Source organism: Flavobacterium soyae (genome assembly GCF_045348165.1).
GTDB lineage: Bacteria > Bacteroidota > Bacteroidia > Flavobacteriales > Flavobacteriaceae > Flavobacterium > Flavobacterium soyae.
The window spans coordinates 4188967-4207799 of record NZ_CP150845.1 but is presented as its reverse complement, the minus strand read 5'-3'; the positions used below and the strand labels follow the sequence as shown (position 1 = coordinate 4207799).

Annotated in this window: 15 protein-coding genes; 9 read left to right on the top strand and 6 right to left on the bottom strand. The window is 35.0% G+C overall.

Annotation, left to right across the window (positions count from 1 at the left end):
• Positions 1–9: 9 nt before the first annotated feature.
• The 3 genes from AABD74_RS17830 to AABD74_RS17820 are packed head-to-tail and all read right to left on the bottom strand — an operon-like array spanning position 10 to position 1867.
• Positions 10–105 carry a DUF3861 family protein gene (locus AABD74_RS17830; RefSeq protein ID WP_369010205.1) on the bottom strand — a complete coding sequence of 32 codons (96 nt, stop codon included), beginning with the start codon at positions 103–105 and terminating at the stop codon, positions 10–12.
• The gene (locus AABD74_RS17825; RefSeq protein ID WP_232683206.1) at positions 93–824 is read right to left on the bottom strand and encodes a LytTR family DNA-binding domain-containing protein; all 732 of its coding nucleotides are present in this window, start codon (positions 822–824) and stop codon (positions 93–95) included. Before AABD74_RS17825 ends, AABD74_RS17830 begins: the two co-directional genes overlap by 13 nt.
• On the bottom strand, positions 824–1867 hold the full coding sequence (locus AABD74_RS17820; protein ID WP_232683207.1) for a sensor histidine kinase: 1044 nt from the start codon (positions 1865–1867) through the stop codon (positions 824–826). Before AABD74_RS17820 ends, AABD74_RS17825 begins: the two co-directional genes overlap by 1 nt.
• A 266-nt stretch (positions 1868–2133) precedes the next feature.
• On the opposite strand from AABD74_RS17820, the gene AABD74_RS17815 reads away from it, so the two are divergent.
• From AABD74_RS17815 to AABD74_RS17800, 4 genes are all read left to right on the top strand, one after another.
• On the top strand, positions 2134–3288 hold the full coding sequence (locus tag AABD74_RS17815) for an efflux RND transporter periplasmic adaptor subunit (RefSeq protein WP_232683208.1): 1155 nt from the start codon (positions 2134–2136) through the stop codon (positions 3286–3288).
• A 5-nt stretch (positions 3289–3293) separates the two neighbouring features.
• Positions 3294–6458 carry an efflux RND transporter permease subunit gene (locus AABD74_RS17810; RefSeq protein WP_406843782.1) on the top strand — a complete coding sequence of 1055 codons (3165 nt, stop codon included), beginning with the start codon at positions 3294–3296 and terminating at the stop codon, positions 6456–6458.
• An 18-nt stretch (positions 6459–6476) separates the two neighbouring features.
• Positions 6477–7880, top strand: a complete 1404-nt coding sequence (locus AABD74_RS17805; RefSeq protein WP_406843781.1) for an efflux transporter outer membrane subunit — start codon at positions 6477–6479, stop codon at positions 7878–7880.
• Between the two features lie 307 nt (positions 7881–8187).
• The gene (locus AABD74_RS17800; RefSeq protein ID WP_232683211.1) at positions 8188–8661 is read left to right on the top strand and encodes a hypothetical protein; all 474 of its coding nucleotides are present in this window, start codon (positions 8188–8190) and stop codon (positions 8659–8661) included.
• A 257-nt stretch (positions 8662–8918) separates the two neighbouring features.
• Here AABD74_RS17800 and fucP read toward each other — a convergent pair whose 3' ends face one another.
• The gene (gene fucP, locus AABD74_RS17795; RefSeq protein WP_232682383.1) at positions 8919–10217 is read right to left on the bottom strand and encodes an L-fucose:H+ symporter permease; all 1299 of its coding nucleotides are present in this window, start codon (positions 10215–10217) and stop codon (positions 8919–8921) included.
• Positions 10218–10342: 125 nt separating this feature from the next.
• Positions 10343–11410 carry a Gfo/Idh/MocA family protein gene (locus tag AABD74_RS17790; RefSeq protein ID WP_406843780.1) on the bottom strand — a complete coding sequence of 356 codons (1068 nt, stop codon included), beginning with the start codon at positions 11408–11410 and terminating at the stop codon, positions 10343–10345.
• A 390-nt stretch (positions 11411–11800) separates the two neighbouring features.
• On the opposite strand from AABD74_RS17790, the gene AABD74_RS17785 reads away from it, so the two are divergent.
• The 5 genes from AABD74_RS17785 (at position 11801) to AABD74_RS17765 (ending at position 16591) form a co-directional block, all read left to right on the top strand.
• Positions 11801–12565, top strand: coding sequence for an SDR family NAD(P)-dependent oxidoreductase (locus AABD74_RS17785; RefSeq protein ID WP_406843779.1), 765 nt, complete (start codon positions 11801–11803; stop codon positions 12563–12565).
• Between the two features lie 122 nt (positions 12566–12687).
• Positions 12688–13542 (top strand): fumarylacetoacetate hydrolase family protein, encoded by an 855-nt coding sequence (locus AABD74_RS17780; protein WP_406843778.1) that lies wholly within the window; start codon positions 12688–12690, stop codon positions 13540–13542.
• 216 nt (positions 13543–13758) lie between these two features.
• Complete coding sequence (locus tag AABD74_RS17775; protein WP_406843777.1) at positions 13759–14772, top strand: zinc-binding alcohol dehydrogenase family protein; 1014 nt, start codon at positions 13759–13761, stop codon at positions 14770–14772.
• A 184-nt stretch (positions 14773–14956) separates the two neighbouring features.
• On the top strand, positions 14957–15754 hold the full coding sequence (locus AABD74_RS17770; RefSeq protein ID WP_406843776.1) for an SDR family oxidoreductase: 798 nt from the start codon (positions 14957–14959) through the stop codon (positions 15752–15754).
• A gap of 6 nt (positions 15755–15760) precedes the next feature.
• A complete protein-coding gene (locus AABD74_RS17765) occupies positions 15761–16591 on the top strand; it encodes an amidohydrolase family protein (protein WP_406843775.1) in 831 nt (276 codons plus the stop codon).
• Positions 16592–16838: 247 nt separating this feature from the next.
• Here the strand turns inward: AABD74_RS17765 and AABD74_RS17760 are convergent, their stop codons facing one another.
• Positions 16839–18524 (bottom strand): glycoside hydrolase family 28 protein, encoded by a 1686-nt coding sequence (locus tag AABD74_RS17760; RefSeq protein WP_406843774.1) that lies wholly within the window; start codon positions 18522–18524, stop codon positions 16839–16841.
• Positions 18525–18833 lie beyond the last annotated feature (309 nt).

The window sequence follows — 18833 nt, the reverse complement described above, 5'->3', positions numbered from 1 at the left end:
AACCTGCGTTTAAAGACTCTTTAACTTCTTCATGAAAATTGGAAACACTTCGTTTAATTTATCAAATAAAGGATTATTTCTATGTTTCAATGTTATTTCAGCCATTTATCGACAATAGTTTTAAACGTTTCTTTGTATTGCTCGCCCACGGTAATTTCAGTTTTGCCAATGAAAATTGAATTTTTGGTAATGGCATTTATTTTGTCAAGGGAAACAATAAACGAACGATGAACGCGCATAAATTTTGCCAATGGCAGTTTTTCTTCTAAAGCTTTTAAGGATATCAGTGAAAGCACTCCTTTTTGAGAATCATCAAGATGTACTTTTACATAATCTTTCAAGCTTTCGATATATAAAATTTCTTTAAGCGCAATTCGAACCCATTGGTATTCTACTTTTAAGAAAATAAATTCATCATCTGCCGCAACGGTCTGGAAGTTATTTGAAGCTTCTTCTGTTATTTGCAATACTTTATTTGCAGCACGCAGAAATTCTTCATAACTAAAAGGTTTTAAAAGATAATCGACAGCATTTACTTTATAACCTTCAATAGCATAATGATTGTAAGCAGTTGTAAAAACGATTTTAGGTATTTGCCCCGGCTGTTCCTGTAAAAGTCTCGCCAGTTCCATTCCCGTTAAATTAGGCATATTAATATCTAAAAAAACAAGATCAGGCTGTTTTTCCCTTATTAAACTCATCGCTTCAACTGCGTTGTCACAGCTTGCCGTTAATTGCAAAAAAGGAGTTTGCTCGATAAAAGTTTCGACAAGTCTTAATGCGAGAGGTTCATCATCTACTGCTATACATTTTAATACTGCCATTACTCTAAGTTTATTTGCAGTTTTACATCATACATTCCATTTTTACCAATGCCGGCTGTCAGCATATGTTTATTTGGGTAAATTAAATGAAGTCTGCGTTTTGTATTCGTTAAACCAATTCCGCCTTCATCAGTAGTTGATGTTTTTTCGAAATAGGTATTTTTTACTTCAAATTCAAGATTGCTTCCGTCTTGTCTCAGCGAAATATAAATTTCACTTTTATCAGTAGCATGAATACCATGTTTAAAAGCATTTTCTACTAAAGGCAGCAATAACATCGGAACAATTGGGTAATCGTGTATCTTTTCCGGAATGTCGGTTGTAATCGTCAATTTTTTGTTTGCACGAAGCTTCATGAGCGCGATAAAATCTCTCATAAATTCGGCTTCTTTAAGCAATGTTGTTCTTTCTTCGGTACTGTACAGTAAATAACGCATCATTCGGCTTAAAGTATGAAGTGCATTTCTCGAATCTTCAATATCAGTATAAGTAAGCGAATAAATACTGTTTAGGGAATTAAAGAAAAAATGCGGATTAATCTGTGCTTTCAGCATGGCCAGTTCGGCCATAGTTTTATCTTGTTCCAGTTTTTGTTTATGCTGTGCAGCTTTCTGCCAATGCTGTAACATTGCCCAGCTCGTACTGATTCCTAAAACCAATAAAGTGAGCATTAAAACATAATTGTCAAAATAAGGATTTCGGTATTTTTTAAACCCTAAAACTAAACTGATTTTATTGTGAAGATCCGTTTGAGAAGTATAAAAATAAGCAATAACCTGCATAGCAAAAACCGTGAGAAAAGCCCAAATCAAAAACGGAGAAGTATTGTCTTTTATAATGGTTTTTGGAACTATGATTTTGGCATTAGAATAAAAAATGATGATAAGCAGAAGCAATACAATCATCTGCCAAAGCCAAAATACCCCCGGAAGAATTACATTCCAGGTTAAAGGCATATAAAATAACATGATGAATCCCAATAATAACCAGCTCAAAATATGAAGTCCGGTAAAATAATAAGGTCTGTATACTTTTGATGCCATTTCGAATTTTATCTTTTTTTGACAATATTACAGTTTATTTGAATGCAATTTTTATCCAATCGCTAAAAAGAGAATTACAGTCCTTAAAAACCATTTTAGAACCGATGAGTTTAAAAATTAAACGCTTGTTTAATTTTTAAAAAATCCCATCGTGTGTCAGGTCATCTTTATCGATTGTCATTTGCTCTTCGTCTATTTCAAATTTTTTGTGTGCTATATTTTATTTCTTTTGCTGGTATATAATCGATAATTAGATATTATTTCAAATGAATAAGCAATCATTTTTAAGCATTCTCGCAGCATCAGTTATTATCGCATCTTGCGGTAAAAATGATAAATCGGCTCAGGCCGGAGGAGCACCGCAGGTTAAAGAGTATAAAACGCTGATTTTACAGCCGGAATCTGCTACATTAAACAGCGATTATCCAGCCAGCATTCAAGGACAGCAGAATATAGAAATCCGCCCAAGGGTAGAAGGATATATTGATAAGATTTTTGTTGATGAAGGTGCTGTTGTAAAAGCAGGCCAGCCTTTATTTAAAATAAGCGCGCCAGAATATGAGCAGCAAGTTCGTACAGCATCGGCAAGTATCAAAAGCGCTCAGGCCGATTTAAGTGCAGCAAAATTAGCTGTAAACAAAGTGAGGCCATTGGTTGAAAAAGGAATTATAAGTAAATACGATTTAGAATCAGCACAATATACTTATGAATCTGCTGCAGCCTCTTTGGCTCAGGCAAATGCTGCTTTGGTAAATGCTAAAACCAATTTAGGATATACAACCGTAACAAGCCCGGTTGACGGCGTTGTAGGTTCAATTCCGTTTCGTTTAGGGAGTTTGGTAAGTTCAAATACAACTGAACCTTTAACAACAGTTTCAAGCATTGGAAATGTGTATGCTTATTTTGCTATGAATGAAAAAGTCCTTTTAAATTTTACTAAAGATTCAGGAGCTTCATTAAATCAAAAAATCAAAAGCCTTCCGGCAGTTTCTTTATTGCTTTCAGATGGTTCTGCATACGATCAAAAAGGAAAAATAGAAACGGTAAACGGATTAATTAATACCGAAACCGGAACGGTAAATATAAGAGCTCGTTTTACGAACCCAAAAGGAATTATCAGAAGCGGAAGCAGTACAACAGTAAGAATCCCAAATGAGGTTAAAGATGTTATTATAGTTCCTCAGAGTGCGACATTTGAACTTCAGGATAAAATTTTTGCAGTTGTTTTAGGAAAAGACGGTAAAACTAAAAATGCCAATATCACTGTACTTGAAAATACAGCACAGAATTATTATGTGGTAACAAGCGGCTTAAACGCAGGTGATGAAATTGTATTAGAAGGAGTTGCTTCTCTAAAAGAAGGAAGTGAGATTAAAGCTCAAAATCAAAAAGCAGAAACAGTATACGCCGACTTAAAATAAAAAAAATGTTTAAAAAATTTATACAAAGACCTGTACTCTCGACAGTAATATCTGTTATTATTGTCATTTTAGGTGTTTTGGGCCTAATTGAGTTACCTATTTCTCAATATCCGGATATTGCGCCGCCAACGGTAAACGTATCGGCAAGTTATACGGGTGCCAATGCAGACGTGGTACTAAAAAGTATTGTAATTCCGCTTGAAGAGCAGATTAATGGTGTAGAAAACATGACGTATATGACTTCTACAGCAACAAATGATGGTAATGCTTCGATCAAAATTTTCTTTAAAGTTGGAACTAATCCTGACTTAGCCGCAGTAAACGTTCAAAACAGGGTTTCAAGAGCAACAAGTTTACTGCCAGTAGAGGTAACTCAGGCGGGGGTTACAGTAACTAAAAGCCAGAGTAGTAACTTATTAATTTTCTCTTTATACAGTGAAGATAAAGCTTACGACCAGACGTTTCTTCAAAATTATGCGAAGATTAACCTTGTACCGCAAATCCAGCGTGTAGTTGGAGTAGGAGATGTAACCGTTTTTGGCGCCAAAGATTACTCCATGAGAATCTGGCTGAAACCAGATGTAATGCAGCAATACAAACTGATTCCAAGTGATATTTCGGCTGCTTTGGCAGAACAAAATATCGAAGCTGCACCGGGTAAATTTGGTGAAAATGGAAATCAGGCTTTTCAATATGTAATTAAATACAAAGGACGTTTAACAAGCGCCCAGGAATTTGAGGACATTGTTATAAAATCAGTTGGAAACGGACAAATGCTCCGCCTTAAAGATGTGGCTAAAGTTGAGTTAGGATCTTTAAGTTATGCATCAACTATTAAAACAAACGGTGTAGAATCTGCAGCGATGGCGATCAGTCAGACTCCGGGATCAAATGCACGTGACGTAATCAACAACTCTAAAAAGCTGATTGAAGAAGCAGCGAAGAGTTTTCCAAAAGGTGTAAAATATACGATTCTGGTAGACGTTAACGAAAACCTGGATGCCTCTATTGAGAAAGTAATCCACACTTTGATAGAAGCTTTTATATTGGTTTTCATCGTAGTATTTATTTTTCTTCAGGATTTTAGATCAACATTAATTCCGGCAATTGCGGTTCCGGTTGCTATTATAGGAACATTTTTCTTCCTGAGTTTATTTGGGTTTACGATCAACTTATTGACACTTTTTGCAATGGTTCTTGCCATTGGTATTGTGGTCGATGATGCAATTGTGGTTGTCGAGGCAGTGCATGCCAAACTCGATCACGGTTATAAATCGTCTAAGAAAGCTACGATCGATGCAATGAGTGAAATTTCGGGAGCAATCATATCGATTACATTGGTAATGGCGGCGGTATTTATTCCGGTAACTTTTATCAATGGATCAACTGGGGTTTTCTACAAACAATTTGGTATTACACTGGCAGTTGCAATTATTCTTTCGGCAGTAAATGCTTTGACTTTGAGTCCGGCTTTGTGTGCTTTGCTTTTAAAACCACACGCAGACGATCATAAACATAAAAGTTATCTGCAAAGATTTTACACATCGTTTAACGTTGCATTCGAGAATGTAACCCAAAGATATAAACGTTCTGTAAGTTTTCTTTCGGTAAAAAAATGGATTGTATTGGCTGCTATTTTAATTGCCGGCTCGGGGTTATTTTATATGATGAAAACCACGCCGTCTGCTTTCGTTCCTGCGGAAGATCAGGGAACTGTTTTTGCTAATATTAGTTTACCGCCATCGGCTTCGATGGAACGTTCTGATGTAATTGCGAAGAAAGTTGATAGTATTGCGAAAACTATTCCGGGAGTAAAAAATACACTTCGTATCGTGGGGCAGAACTTTACAGCCGGAGCGGGTAGTGCCTACAGTATGGTTATTGTGAAATTGTATCCTTGGGATCAGCGTGATTTAAGTGTTAATGATGTTATTGGACAGCTTTTTGCTAAAACAAGCGGTATTCGCGAAGCTAATATTTTCTTTATTTCACCGCCAACAATCCAAGGTTTTGGACAAAGCGGCGGATTCGAATTCCAGCTTCAGGATAAAGGCGGACACACGACTGCTGAATTTTTTAAAGTGAATACAGAATTTTTAGAAAAGCTATCTAAACGTCCCGAAATACAATACGCAACAACGCCGTTTAATCCTGGTTTCCCTCAATATATGATGGATATTAATTTGGCAAAAGCCAAAGATGCAGGAGTTTCCATAAACTCGATTTTATCAACTATGCAGGGTTATTATGGCGGATTGTATGCGTCGAATTTTAATAAATTCGGAAAACAATACCGTGTTATGATTCAGGCTTCTCCGGAATTCCGTACGAATACAGAAGGACTGAATAAAATCTTTATTAGGAACAGTGCCGGGACAATGGCGCCTATTACTGAGTTTGTAAAAATGACCAGAGTTTTTGGGCCGGAATCTATTTCAAGATTTAACCTTTTCTCTTCTATTTCGATTACCGGAGCACCAAATCCTGGATTTAGTTCAGGAGATGCGATCAAAGCAATTCAGGAAGTTGCAGCAGAAAATCTGCCGACAGGTTATGGTTATGAATTTTCAGGATTAACTCGTGAGGAATTAGCTTCTGGAAGCGAAACGATTTTCATTTTTATTTTGTGTTTGGTTTTCGTTTATTTCTTACTGAGTGCACAATACGAAAGCTATATTTTACCATTTGCTGTATTATTCTCAATTCCGTTTGGTTTAGCAGGAGCGTATTTATTCTCAATCATTTTTAAACTGAATAGTAATATTTACTTGCAGATTTCCCTAATCATGCTGATTGGACTTCTTGCCAAGAATGGTATTTTGATTGTTGAATTCGCCTTGGAGAGAAGGCGAAAAGGCCTGCCAATTGTACAAGCAGCAATTGAAGGAGCCGTGGCACGTTTACGACCAATTTTAATGACTTCTTTCGCCTTCATTTTAGGATTAGTTCCGTTAATGTTTGCTACCGGAGCAGGAGCTGTCGGGAACAAATCGATTGGTACAGGAGCAGTTGGAGGTATGTTAATTGGAACCATTTTAGGAGTATTTGTTATTCCGGTTTTGTTTATCATTTTCCAGACTTTGCAAGAAAGAGTAAGCGGCCCTGCAAAAGATGGTTATGATGAAGATGATGATGAGGAAATTCAGTTAATAGAAGCTCACAAAGAGTAAAATTAAATTCAAACAGAGATGACTAATAGTTCAAATAAATATATTCTTATGGTAATTGCAGCCGTACTTTTAAGTGCGTGCTCGATTACCAAAAAGTACGAACGCCCAACAACGCTCTCGACAGACAGGCTTTATCGTGATGAAGCTTCCACCGATTCGGCTACGATTGCTGATATGCCGTGGCAGAGTGTTTTTAAAGATGAAAAGCTGAATGCATTAATTCAGAAAGGATTAGATCAAAACCTTGACCTGAAAAATGCAATTGAGAATATTGTACAGGCACGTGCTTCGCTTCGTCAAAGTAAATTAGTGTATTATCCAACTTTACAGCTGGATGCCAGTACAACACATTCAAAACAGTCAGAAGCTTCTTTGAATTTTGGAGGAGCAAATATCAATACTTTAACTACGACTTATAAATTAGGTTTAAGTACGTCCTGGGAAGCTGATATCTGGGGGAAATTAAGCAGTTCTAAAAGAGCAGCTTTGGCCACTTATTTAGCGACAGATGCTGCAAAACAAGCGGTTCAGACGCAGTTGATTTCAGACATTGCCAATAACTATTTCTTGTTACTGGCTTATGACAAACAGTTGAAAATTACGCAGGAAACACTGGAAAGCCGTATTAAAAATGTGGCAACAATAAAAGATTTAAAAGAAGGGGCTATTGTTACCGGAGCAGCGGTTGTGCAGAGTGAAGCCAACCAGCATGCGGCAGAAGTTTTGATTCCGGATTTAAAACAAAGTATTCGTGAAACCGAAAATGCTTTGAATATTTTATTAGGCCAAGCTCCTGGACCAATTGAAAGAGGAGAATTAGGAACACAGATTATACCGGAGAATATTGCGGTTGGAATGCCTTCGCAGTTGCTGCAAAACCGTCCGGATGTTCGTCAGGCCGAATTTAATTTCAGGGTTGCTTTTGAATCTACGAATTTAGCTAAAACCTATTTCTATCCAAGTTTAACGCTTACAGCAAGCGGCGGATTTTCGAATTTAGAATTAAAAGACTTTTTTAGCAATTCTATTTTTTATTCGATAATTGGGGGATTAACACAGCCAATTTTTAATCAGGGTAAAAACAAGTTAAGATTAACAACAGCTCAGTCGCAGCAATTACAGGCTTATAATAATTTCCAGCAAAGTCTTTTAACGGCTGGTCAGGAAGTTTCTAATGCTTTGTATTCGTATCAAATGGCAGTTGAAAAAGAAGATTCGAGACAAAAGCAGATTGAAGCTTTAGAAAAAGCAGTCGATTTTACACAGCAGCTTTTAGAATACAGCTCTGCTACCAATTATACAGATGTACTAACTTCTGAACAAAACCTTTTAGCAGCACAGTTAAGCGGAATCAATGATAATTTACAGAAATTACAAGCCGTTGTAAACTTATACAGAGCTTTGGGAGGAGGCTGGAAATAAAATTGTTTTAATTTAAATATTTTACGTTCGTCGTTAAAAAACAGACCTTGGTCTAAATAATGATTTAGTATAAAAAAAAGTATATATTTTTGAGTGGTTAAAAATATTAGTATCCGCCGATAAAGTTAAATTAAAACATGACTTAAAACGCCTCAGTAATGAGGCGTTTTTTAGTTAAATGCATGTCGTTTAAAAAATACCTTTCGTCGATTAGTTTAGTAATTTTATCTATTAAATGCGGTAAATGTAAAAATTGGCACTACTTTAGATTAATATCTACTAAAATTAATATTTAAAACTCAAAATCATGAAAAAGTTAGTATTAGCCTCAGTATTATTTATGAGTGTATTTTTTGCTCAGGCGCAAGTATCAGTTAATGTAAATATTGGAACACCTCCAAGCTGGGGACCAGTAGGTTATGATGACAGCAGATATTATTATATACCGGACATCGATGTATACTATGATGTAAACCTAAGTGTGTTTATTTACGACAACAACGGAAGATGGATTCGTGAAAAAAGACTTCCTTCAAGATACAGATATTATGATTTGTATTCTGGATATAAAGTAGTTTTAACTGATTATAGAGGAAACTCTCCGTATACTTATCATAAAAAACACAGAGCCGATTATCCTAAAGGGTATCATGGAAAACCTCAAAAAAACAGAGGAGAAAAACCGGGAAAAAATAAAGAATATAAAGGGGATCAGAAACATGACAATAAAAATAAAAACAACTCCAAAAAACAATCCGGTAAAGGCCATGATCACCATTAATTAAAATTAAACATGACTAAAAAACGCCTCAGAATGAGGCGTTTTTTAGTAAATCTAAAATCTAAAATCTAAAATCTAAAATCTAAAATCTAAAATCTAAAATCTAAAATCTAAAATCTAAAATCTAAAATCTAAAATCTAAAATCTAAAATCTAAAATCTAAAATCTAAAATCTAAAATCTAAAATCTAAAATCTAAAATCTAAAATCTAAAATCTAAAATCTAAAATCTAAAATCTAAAATCTAAAATCTAAAATCTACTTCAAGGCTTTCACTTTGTGACCATACAAACCAAACGATAAAATGATAACAAAACAAAGTAGAGGAATAATATATCCAGACTGAATATCATCATGTTTCATATCAATTAAAGTTCCCATTCCGTACGGAAGAATTGCACCGCCCACGATTGACATTACAAGCCATGAAGAACCCGTTTCAGTATTCGATTTTAAACCAACCAATCCTAAAGAGAAAATTGTTGGAAACATAATGGACATAAAAAAACCGATTCCGCCCAAAGCATAAATAACTACAATTCCGGTTCCGTAAATGGCCAATAAACAAAGTACAATACTGGCAGCACAGTAAATAGAAAGCAAGATATAATCTTTTACAAACTTCAGGAAGAAAGTACCAATAAAACGTCCCGCCATAAACAAGAAGCCATAAATACCAAGATAATACCCTGCTGTTTTTTCGTCTAAACCAGCACCTTGCTGTGCAATTCTGATAAAGAAACTCGTAATACAAACCTGTGCTCCAACATAAAAAAACTGCGCAGCAACAGCCCAGCTTAAATGACGAAATTTTAAAACAGAGAAAAATCCGGGTTTTATTTCAGCTTCGGTATGTTGTGGTTTCATCGAAGGCAGATGCATGAAATAGAATATAATTGCAACTAAAACCAGCACACTTCCTAAAATAATATATGGCATTTTTACCGCAGCTGCTTCGCCTAATAAATAAGATGCCTTTTCAGCTTCGGGCATTGCAGCCATTTGTTCCGGAGTATGGTTTTTTCCGGAAAGTATAAATAATGAACCTACAATTGGTGCAACCATTGCGGCTAATCCGTTAAAAGAAGCTGCTAAATTTAATCTTTTAGAAGAAGATTCTGCCGGACCTAAAATCGCAGCATACGGATTGGCACTTGTTTCTAAAATTGTTAATCCGCAGCCAATTACAAATAATGCAAATAAAAACAATTCATAAGTTCTTGTATTTGCTGCAGGCACAAATAGAAATGCTCCGGCAGCAAAAACTAATAATCCGGTAATAATACTGTTTTTGTAACCAAATCGTTTAATAAGCATTCCCGCCGGAATAGCCATTATAAAATAAGCAAAAAATACAGAAGTATCAATCAATGTCGATTGACGGTTGTTTAATTCGCATGCCTTTTTTAGATGCGGAATTAAAATAGAATCCAGGTTGTGTGCCATTCCCCAAAGGAAAAACAAACTGGTAATTAAAATAAATGGCAGAAGATAGTTTGTTTTTCCGCCTTCTGTCGGCACTTCGTGCTGATCGCCTGTTTGGTTTGTTACTTGCATTAGTTAGATAGTTTTTTTAAGGTTCAAAGTTACTGAGGTTCAAAGGTACTGAGGTTCAAAGATGATATTCAAAGTTTATAAATCTTTGTTCCTTTGCCGCTTTGAACCTTTGCACTTCAAGTTAATTATAATTCTGCAAATGAAATTCCTGGATTTTTGCTGCTGATGTAACAGGCTTCAACAACTTTCATGGTATCTAAAACGTCCTGTACGCTTGTTAATAATTTAGAATCTGAACCTTCCTTAAAACGCATTAAATTTGCCATAGTTCCAATAAAAGCTTCCGGGAACCACGAACCTTCAAGTTCGATTTTTTTCCATTCATATCTGCCTTTTTCATCCTCAATGGCATATTCAAAAATATCAGGAAGCCCGTCTGGATAATTCATTAATAAACCCATTTTGGTTTTGATCGCACCTTTTGTTCCTTCCCATTTAATGTAACTTTCTTCGTGATCTGGCCCAAAATGATGATCGTGGTTCGTATTGATAACGACATGTTTGTCTTCGCCATAATCTAAAATAATTGAAGAACGGCTTGATGATAATTTTTTAAGCGGATGCTTAGCTGTTTTTGCCATCACACTTTTTGGATTTCCAAGAAACGAACGAATGCAGTCAATATAGTGAACACTATGAAAAAGAATTTCCAATCTGGGATGTTCTTTAATTAACGGAAATAATTCCCAAGGCGTATTTACCGTTACTTTAAATTCAAAATCGTACAAATCACCTACAAAACCTTTATTAATTAAATATCTTGCAGCGCTTACAAATGGAGAAAATCGTAACTGGAAATTGATTGCAGCAACAAGTTTTTTTCTTTCGCAGACTTCTACAATTTCTCTGGACTGAGCCAAATCATTTCCCATTGGTTTCTGAATCAAAACTGCTGCTCCGTCAGGCAATTGCTCTAATATTTCAATATATTGATCTGGTAAAACCGTAATGTCATAAACGGCATTTGATGGTGCATTTTTAACTGCGTCGGCAACGTTTTCAAAAACATGCTGAATCTCAAATTCTTTGGCTAAATCATGCGCTTTTGCAATCGTCCTGTTAGTAATGCCAAAAACCGTAAAACCAGCCATTTTGTAAGCTGGCAAATGAGCATCTTTTACAATTCCGCTTGCACCAATTATGATAATTGGCTGTTTGGTTTCGGGCAGTAAAGGCTTATATGGAATATTCATAATTTTATATAATTTTTTGAATTACATTTTGTATTTTTCGTAAAGTGAATCAGAAAGGGTTACTTTCTGTCGAAATTATTTTATAGTCGAAAAAAATAAATGTAAAAATCACAATTACAAAATTAGAAATAAGATTGAATTGGGCAAGAAAATGTAACTTTTTACATTATTTTTTTTGATAAAACTTTTACGCAAGACTTTATTTTTTACAAAGCAAATAAAAAATGTTATAATTTATTAAAGAATGATCATTTTGTTGTATTAGTAGAAAAATAAAATGCAAATTTATATTTAATCGATTACATTTGTAATTGTGTATTTTACATTTATAAAATTATAAGCACTATTGATTAAATTAATTGAGATTCTTAAATATTAAATTATAATAAAATGTTTTCATTACAAAGTAAAAAAGCAGTCATAACAGGAGGAGGCAGCGGGATTGGAAGAGCAATTGCAGTCTTGTTTGCAAAGCAAGGAGCAGAAGTTCATATTATTGATTTATCTATTGAAAGCGCACAAGATGCTGTCGATGAAATTAAAAATGCAGGAGGAACTGTATTTTCGTATGCATGTAATGTTTCCAGTCAGGCTGATGTAAAAGCGACTTTTGAAAAAATAGGAAACATCAATATTTTGATTAATAATGCCGGAATTGCCAATGTTGGAAAAGTAGACACTACTTCTGAAGCTGATTTTGACCGGGTAATGGATGTAAACGTAAAAGGAGTTTACAACTGTTTGTTTGCTGCCATTCCACAATTCCGACTTTCAAATGGTGGTGTAATTTTAAATATGGCATCAATTGCTGCCTGGGTTGGAATCTCTGATAGATTTGCTTATTCAACTGCAAAAGGAGCTGTAATGGCGATGACTTTATCTGTAGCAAGAGATTATTTAAGTGAAAATATCAGATGTAATTCTATTTCTCCGGCAAGGGTTCATACACCCTTTGTAGACGGATTTATCTCTAAAAATTATGCCGGAAAAGAAGAAGAAATGTTTGATAAACTTTCTAAATCACAACCAATTGGCCGTATGGGTAAACCAGACGAAATTGCCGCTCTGGCCTTATACTTATGCAGCGAAGAAGCCGGATTCATCACAGGATGTGATTACCCAATTGACGGAGGATTCATTAAGTTAAATAACTAGTTTAAGTTGCTAAGATTCTAAGATGCTAAGGAAAAACTCAGAATCTTAGAATCTTAGCAACTTAGTAACTTTAAGAAACCTTAGAACCTAAAAAAAATAATTAATCAAAAAATAGAAAAAAAATGAAATTAATACGTTTTGGAGAAATCGGAAAAGAAAAACCAGGAGTTTTAATTAATGAAAAAAGATATGATGTTTCTTCTATCGTTTCAGACTTTAACGAAAGTTTTTTTGAAGAAAATGGTTTAGAAAAACTGCAAAAAGCATTAGAAAGCAATCCGGCTTTACCAGAAGTTGATGCCAGCGTACGTTTAGGCTCTCCTGTTGCGAGACCTTCAAAAATAATCTGCATCGGATTAAATTATGTGGATCACTGTAAAGAAACAAACGCTCCAATCCCTACAGAGCCTATCATCTTTTTTAAATCGACAACTTCTTTATGCGGTCCTAACGATGATGTGATTATCCCAAAAAACAGTGTAAAAACAGACTGGGAAGTGGAATTGGCATTTGTTGTAGGTAAAAAAGCAAGTTATGTTGAAGAAGCTGAAGCTTTAGACTACGTTGCAGGTTACGCTTTATTGAATGATTACAGCGAAAGAGAATTTCAAATTGAACGCGGCGGACAATGGGCAAAAGGAAAAGGCTGCGATACATTTGCGCCTCTTGGACCATTTTTGGCTACAAAAGATGAAGTAAAAGATGTCGATAACTTATCGATGTGGCTGAGTGTAAATGGTAAAAAATATCAGGACAGCAACACATTAAATCTGGTTTTCAAAATTCCATATTTAGTACATTACTTAAGTCAGTTTATGACTTTGCTTCCTGGCGATATCATTAGTACAGGAACGCCTCCGGGAGTTGGTTTGGGTATTAAACCAGATCCAATTTACTTAAAAGCGGGCGATGTTGTAGAACTTGGAATTGAAGGTTTAGGAACAAGCAAGCAGACTGCGGCTGCATATAAAAAGTAATTATTATCTCGTTGAGCATAATTATTTAAACACATAGAGACATAGATATTCTATGCTCAAAAAAAGGCATTTCACCTGCCTAAATGCCATAGCTATGTTTAAATGATATATTATTTATTTTAGTCTACTTATAAAAAAGGAAAAACCTATGTTTCTATGTGTTAAATAAAATTTTTACGAATTGTGTGTTCTGCAGGTAGTTAAAAAAAATTAAATATGAAATTTATTGTATGCGAAAAGCCGCAGGAATTTAAACTAAAAGAAAAAGAAATTCCGGAACCAAAAGAAGGAGAGGTTCTTTTAAAAATTAAAAGAATTGGAATCTGCGGAACTGATATTCATGCTTTTGGCGGAACGCAGCCTTATTTTGAATATCCCAGAATTTTGGGACACGAATTAGCGGCAGAATATGTAAAAGGAAATGCGGCAGGTTTTAAACCGGGCGATAAAGTAACTTTTATTCCGTATTTCAACTGCGGAAAATGTGTTGCGTGCCGAAACGGATTAACAAACTGTTGTGTAAATATTAAAGTTTTTGGGGTTCACATTGATGGCGGAATGGCTGAATATGTTTCAATTCCGGAACAGTATTTACTTCATGGTCAGGGATTAGATTATGATGAACTTGCTTTGGTTGAACCGCTTGCAATTGCAGCTCACGGAGTTAGAAGAGCGGCTGTTAAATCAACTGATACTGTTTTGGTAATGGGAGCAGGGCCAATTGGAATTGGATTGATTCAGTTTGCTAAAATTGCCGGAGCAAAAGTTATCGTAATGGATATCAACGATTACCGATTAAACTTTTGTAAAACCGAATTGAATGCTGATGAAACCATTAATCCGCTTAACGATGATGTAGCGGTGAAATTGGCTGAATTGACAAACGGCGATATGGCGAATGTCGTTATCGACGCAACCGGAAACCGAAATGTGATGAACAGTGCCTTTAACTATATTTCGCATGGCGGAAGATTTGTTTTAGTAGGGCTTCAAAAAGGAGAATTGAGTTTCAGTCATCCTGATTTCCATAAAAGAGAATCTACTTTAATGAGCAGCAGAAACGCGACTATTGAAGACTTCGAATATGTAATGAAATGTTTGAAAGAAGGCAAAATCGACCCCAAAAAATACATTACACACAGAACAAGTTTCTTAGAAATGATTACTGATTTCGGACAATTAATTGATCCTAAAAATAATGTAATCAAAGCATTAATTGAAATAGAATAAATGATTTAAACACATAGAAACATAGATTTTTTTGTTCGTAAAAGAGAGTAAAAATGAAACTAGTTTCTCACACATAGCTATGTTTGTTAATGCAAGAGAAACGCCTCTTTGCACGTTTTGTAGCTATGTTTCTATGTGTTTTAAAAAAAAATAAAGCTATTGAAAACCTTAAATAACCACAAAAATGGATTTAAATTTAAAAAATAAGATTGTTGTCGTTTCCGGTTCGGCTGGAAAGGAAGGCAGTATTGGAGAAACAATTATTAACCGAATTGCAGATGAAGGTGCGATTCCGGTTTTGGTTGACAGAAATGCAAGAGGTTTCGCTTACGCGGAAAATCTTCAAAAGAAAGGAATAGATTCTTTATTTGTACAGACCGATGTAACAGATCCTGTAGAAATTGAAAATGCGGTTAAAACAATCGCAGCAAAATACGGAAGAATTGATGCTGTTATTAACAATGTTGGTGTAAATGACGGAGCAGGTTTAGATGCTTCTTATGAAGAATTTATGGATTCTTTGAAACTAAATGTAGTAAGTTATTTTTTGTTAGTTAAATATGCACTTCCGTATTTAAAAGAATCAAAAGGGAATATCCTGAATATTGGTTCAAAAGTAGCTTTAACCGGGCAGGGCGGAACTTCTGGTTACGCTGCTGCAAAAGGCGGAGTTTTAGGACTTACCAGAGAATGGGCGGTAGATTTAATCCAATTCGGAATACGTTCAAATGCCATAATTATTGCTGAAAGTTATACTCCGGCATACGAAGACTGGATTAAAACACTGGCAGATGGAGAAACCGTTTTAAAGAAAATTAACAAAAGTATTCCGTTTGAAGGCAGAATGACGAAAACAGAAGAAATTGCAGATACAGCGCTTTTCATTATTTCTGATCGTTCATCGCATACTACAGGACAATTTGTTTTTGTGGATGGCGGTTATGTACACTTAGATCGTGCTTTAATCAACGATGTAAACTAATTCAGAATGAATAACCGAATAGATTCTCATCAGCATTTTTGGAAATTTGATCCCGTTAGAGACAGCTGGATTGATGAAACGATGGCTGTAATTCAAAGAGATTTCCTGCTGGAAGATTTATTGCCATTGCTTACAGAGAATAAATTTTCGGGTTGTGTAGCGGTTCAGGCAAGTCAGTCTGAAGAGGAAACCAATTTTCTTGTTGATCTGGCTTCAAAAAATGATTTTATAAAAGGAATTGTGGGATGGGTTGATCTTCGGGATAAAAATATATCAGAACGATTACGTCATTTTTCTTCGAATAAAACAATTAAAGGATTCCGACATGTTGTGCAAGGTGAAGCTGATGATTTTATGTTTAGAGAGGATTTCCGAAACGGAATTGCAGCTTTAAAGCCATTCAATTATACTTATGATATTTTAATTTTTGAACGTCAATTACCGGCTGCAATAAGTTTGGTAAAGGATTTTCCAAACCAAAAATTTGTAATCGATCATATTGCAAAACCAGATATAAAATCAGGAAATATTGATTCTTGGAAAAAAGGAATCGAAGAAATTGCAAAGCATGAAAACGTCTGGTGTAAGATTTCTGGAATGGTTACAGAAGCCGACTGGAAAAATTGGAAACCAGAAGATTTAAAACCGTATTTAGATGTTATTTTTAAAAATTTTCCAGTTGATAAATTAATGTATGGATCTGACTGGCCAGTTCTTAATGTAGCTTCAGATTATAATGAGGTGGTAAAAACTTTAGAAGATTATATTTCGAAGTTTTCTGTTGAAGATCAGAATAAGATTTGGTTTGAGAATGCGAATTTTTTTTACAGCTTATAATAAACCTCAATATTGTCATTCTGAGGAACGAAGAATCTTCGCAAGTGACTCCGTAAAGATAAGATAAACCCAAAGTTTGTCATTTCGATCGAAGGGAGAAATCACACACGAAACTCGACAAAGATTAGCTATCATCTTTGTGGAATTCCTAGTGTGATTTCTCCCTTCGATCGAAATGACAAAAAAAACATAGCCGTGGTTTCAACCACGGGCTATGTTTTGAAATTTGGAATTTGAAAATTTCAAATTAAAACTTAACCGCTTTTTTAGGAACGTTTTTATCAATAGTTGTCGTCTTAGAAAAATTAGCCGAAGAACCGCTCAAATCAATATTCTTGCTCGCTTCACCATTAATCGTAATTGCATTTGATGAAGAAGGATTAAACTCGATATTTTTCAGCGAAAGGTTTTTGGTATTGTAAATTTCGAAAGCATTTTTAGCTTCGATATCCAATTGTACATTGCTGATTTTAATTCCGTTAGCGTCAATTATAGAAAAACCTTTTTGTGCTTTAGCAATTAGGTTTGAAATTTCGATATTTTCAAGATTCATTTCAGGAAGACCTTGTAAAAATACGGCCTGCTGTGCGCCTTTAATCGTAATATTTTTGATTACGATATTCTTGAACTGAGGCGTTTCTTCGTTTACTGGAATTGCTTTGGTACTTACCGTATTTCCACCTTCAGCTAAAGTTTCAGCAATAGATTTTCCACCATAATACAAATCAAAAGAAATCGCTTGAGACGGAATATCAGTCATAAAAACGTCTGAGATATAAATATTTTCTACAACACCGCCACGCCCGCGAGTACTCTTGAAACGTAGACCAACATCAGTTCCCATAAAAGTACAATTAGAAACGTGCAGGTTTTTTACACCGCCAGACATTTCACTTCCAACTGTAACACCGCCGTGACCGTGATACACGATATTGTTTTTTACAATGATATTTTCGCAAGGAACACCTCTATCACGTCCGTCTTTATCTTTACCAGATTTAATGCAGATTGCATCGTCACCCACATCAAAACTTGAATTTTCGATTACTACATTTTTACAAGATTCCACATCAAGTCCGTCACCATTTTGAGAAAACCACGGGTTGCGAACTGTAATATTTCGAACAATTAAATCTTCAATTAATAATGGATGAATATTCCAAGCAGGAGAATTTTGGAAAACAGGTCCGTCAAATAGCACTCTTTTACTGTTTTGAATGCTTACCAAAACTGGGCGCAGGAAATCATGAATCGCTTCAAAATCTTCTTTTGTTTTTAAGTCAGGGCGAACATTTTGGTCAGCACCTTTAGCTCCTTTTAAATATTGTTCAGATGGATACCAACTGTCTTTTTTTTCATTTAAAACCCCGCCAGAAGCTACAAATTTCTTCCATTGTTCATCTGTCAATTTACTCTTTTTAACTTGTCTCCAGGCTTCACCAGAACCATCCCAAACACCATTTCCAGTAAAAGCTATATTCTCTAAGTTTTTACCATAAATAGGAGAGATGCAACGCCAAGTATTTAAACCTTCAAAGCTGGTTTCAATTATTGGATATAAAGATTTATCGGTACTGAATTTGATTAATGCACCTCTTTCTGCATGAAGTTCAATATTGCTTTTTAGAATGATAGGACCAGTCAGCCAAATTCCTGGCGGAATAATCAGTTTTCCACCGCCTTTTTTAGACAATGCATCAATAGCATCTGCAAAAGCTTTTGTATTTAAAACGTAACCGCCATTTACAGCCCCGAAATCTTTCAGATTTACTGTATTAGCAGGAATTACAGGTTCATTAACTTTTGGCATTTTAAACTCAATATTCGCATAAGTATCTGCCGAAGTTGTGTTTTGAGCATTACCAGTCTGCGAACTCACACAAAGCATAACTGCCATTGCAAGAGAAAAAAGATTTAATCGGTTGGTTTTCATTGTTAGTAATTTTTGGGTGTTATTTTTATAGATGTGAAAAATTACTTCTCACATAAATAATAATATTTAAATGTAATCGATTACACAAATCTATTAAAAAAGTTTAAAAGATAGCCACGAATTCACGAATTTTCTTTTTAATACTTTATCTAAAAATAGTATTCGAATTAATTCGAATAAATAATCGCAAAGATTTTAAAAATAAAATTCGTGAATTGCTTCGCCTGTTTGCTATCGCTCGAGCCGTGGCAAAAAAAACTTAAACAGGAGGGTACAGGATACATGTAATTTTATATTCTTCTAAATTGT

Coding starts and splice junctions, on each gene's coding strand:
- AABD74_RS17830 (WP_369010205.1), bottom strand. CDS start 105: ATGGCTGAAATAACATTGAAACATAGAAATAATCCTTTATTTGATAAA.
- AABD74_RS17825 (WP_232683206.1), bottom strand. CDS start 824: ATGGCAGTATTAAAATGTATAGCAGTAGATGATGAACCTCTCGCATTA.
- AABD74_RS17820 (WP_232683207.1), bottom strand. CDS start 1,867: ATGGCATCAAAAGTATACAGACCTTATTATTTTACCGGACTTCATATT.
- AABD74_RS17815 (WP_232683208.1), top strand. CDS start 2,134: ATGAATAAGCAATCATTTTTAAGCATTCTCGCAGCATCAGTTATTATC.
- AABD74_RS17810 (WP_406843782.1), top strand. CDS start 3,294: ATGTTTAAAAAATTTATACAAAGACCTGTACTCTCGACAGTAATATCT.
- AABD74_RS17805 (WP_406843781.1), top strand. CDS start 6,477: ATGACTAATAGTTCAAATAAATATATTCTTATGGTAATTGCAGCCGTA.
- AABD74_RS17800 (WP_232683211.1), top strand. CDS start 8,188: ATGAAAAAGTTAGTATTAGCCTCAGTATTATTTATGAGTGTATTTTTT.
- fucP (WP_232682383.1), bottom strand. CDS start 10,217: ATGCAAGTAACAAACCAAACAGGCGATCAGCACGAAGTGCCGACAGAA.
- AABD74_RS17790 (WP_406843780.1), bottom strand. CDS start 11,410: ATGAATATTCCATATAAGCCTTTACTGCCCGAAACCAAACAGCCAATT.
- AABD74_RS17785 (WP_406843779.1), top strand. CDS start 11,801: ATGTTTTCATTACAAAGTAAAAAAGCAGTCATAACAGGAGGAGGCAGC.
- AABD74_RS17780 (WP_406843778.1), top strand. CDS start 12,688: ATGAAATTAATACGTTTTGGAGAAATCGGAAAAGAAAAACCAGGAGTT.
- AABD74_RS17775 (WP_406843777.1), top strand. CDS start 13,759: ATGAAATTTATTGTATGCGAAAAGCCGCAGGAATTTAAACTAAAAGAA.
- AABD74_RS17770 (WP_406843776.1), top strand. CDS start 14,957: ATGGATTTAAATTTAAAAAATAAGATTGTTGTCGTTTCCGGTTCGGCT.
- AABD74_RS17765 (WP_406843775.1), top strand. CDS start 15,761: ATGAATAACCGAATAGATTCTCATCAGCATTTTTGGAAATTTGATCCC.
- AABD74_RS17760 (WP_406843774.1), bottom strand. CDS start 18,524: ATGAAAACCAACCGATTAAATCTTTTTTCTCTTGCAATGGCAGTTATG.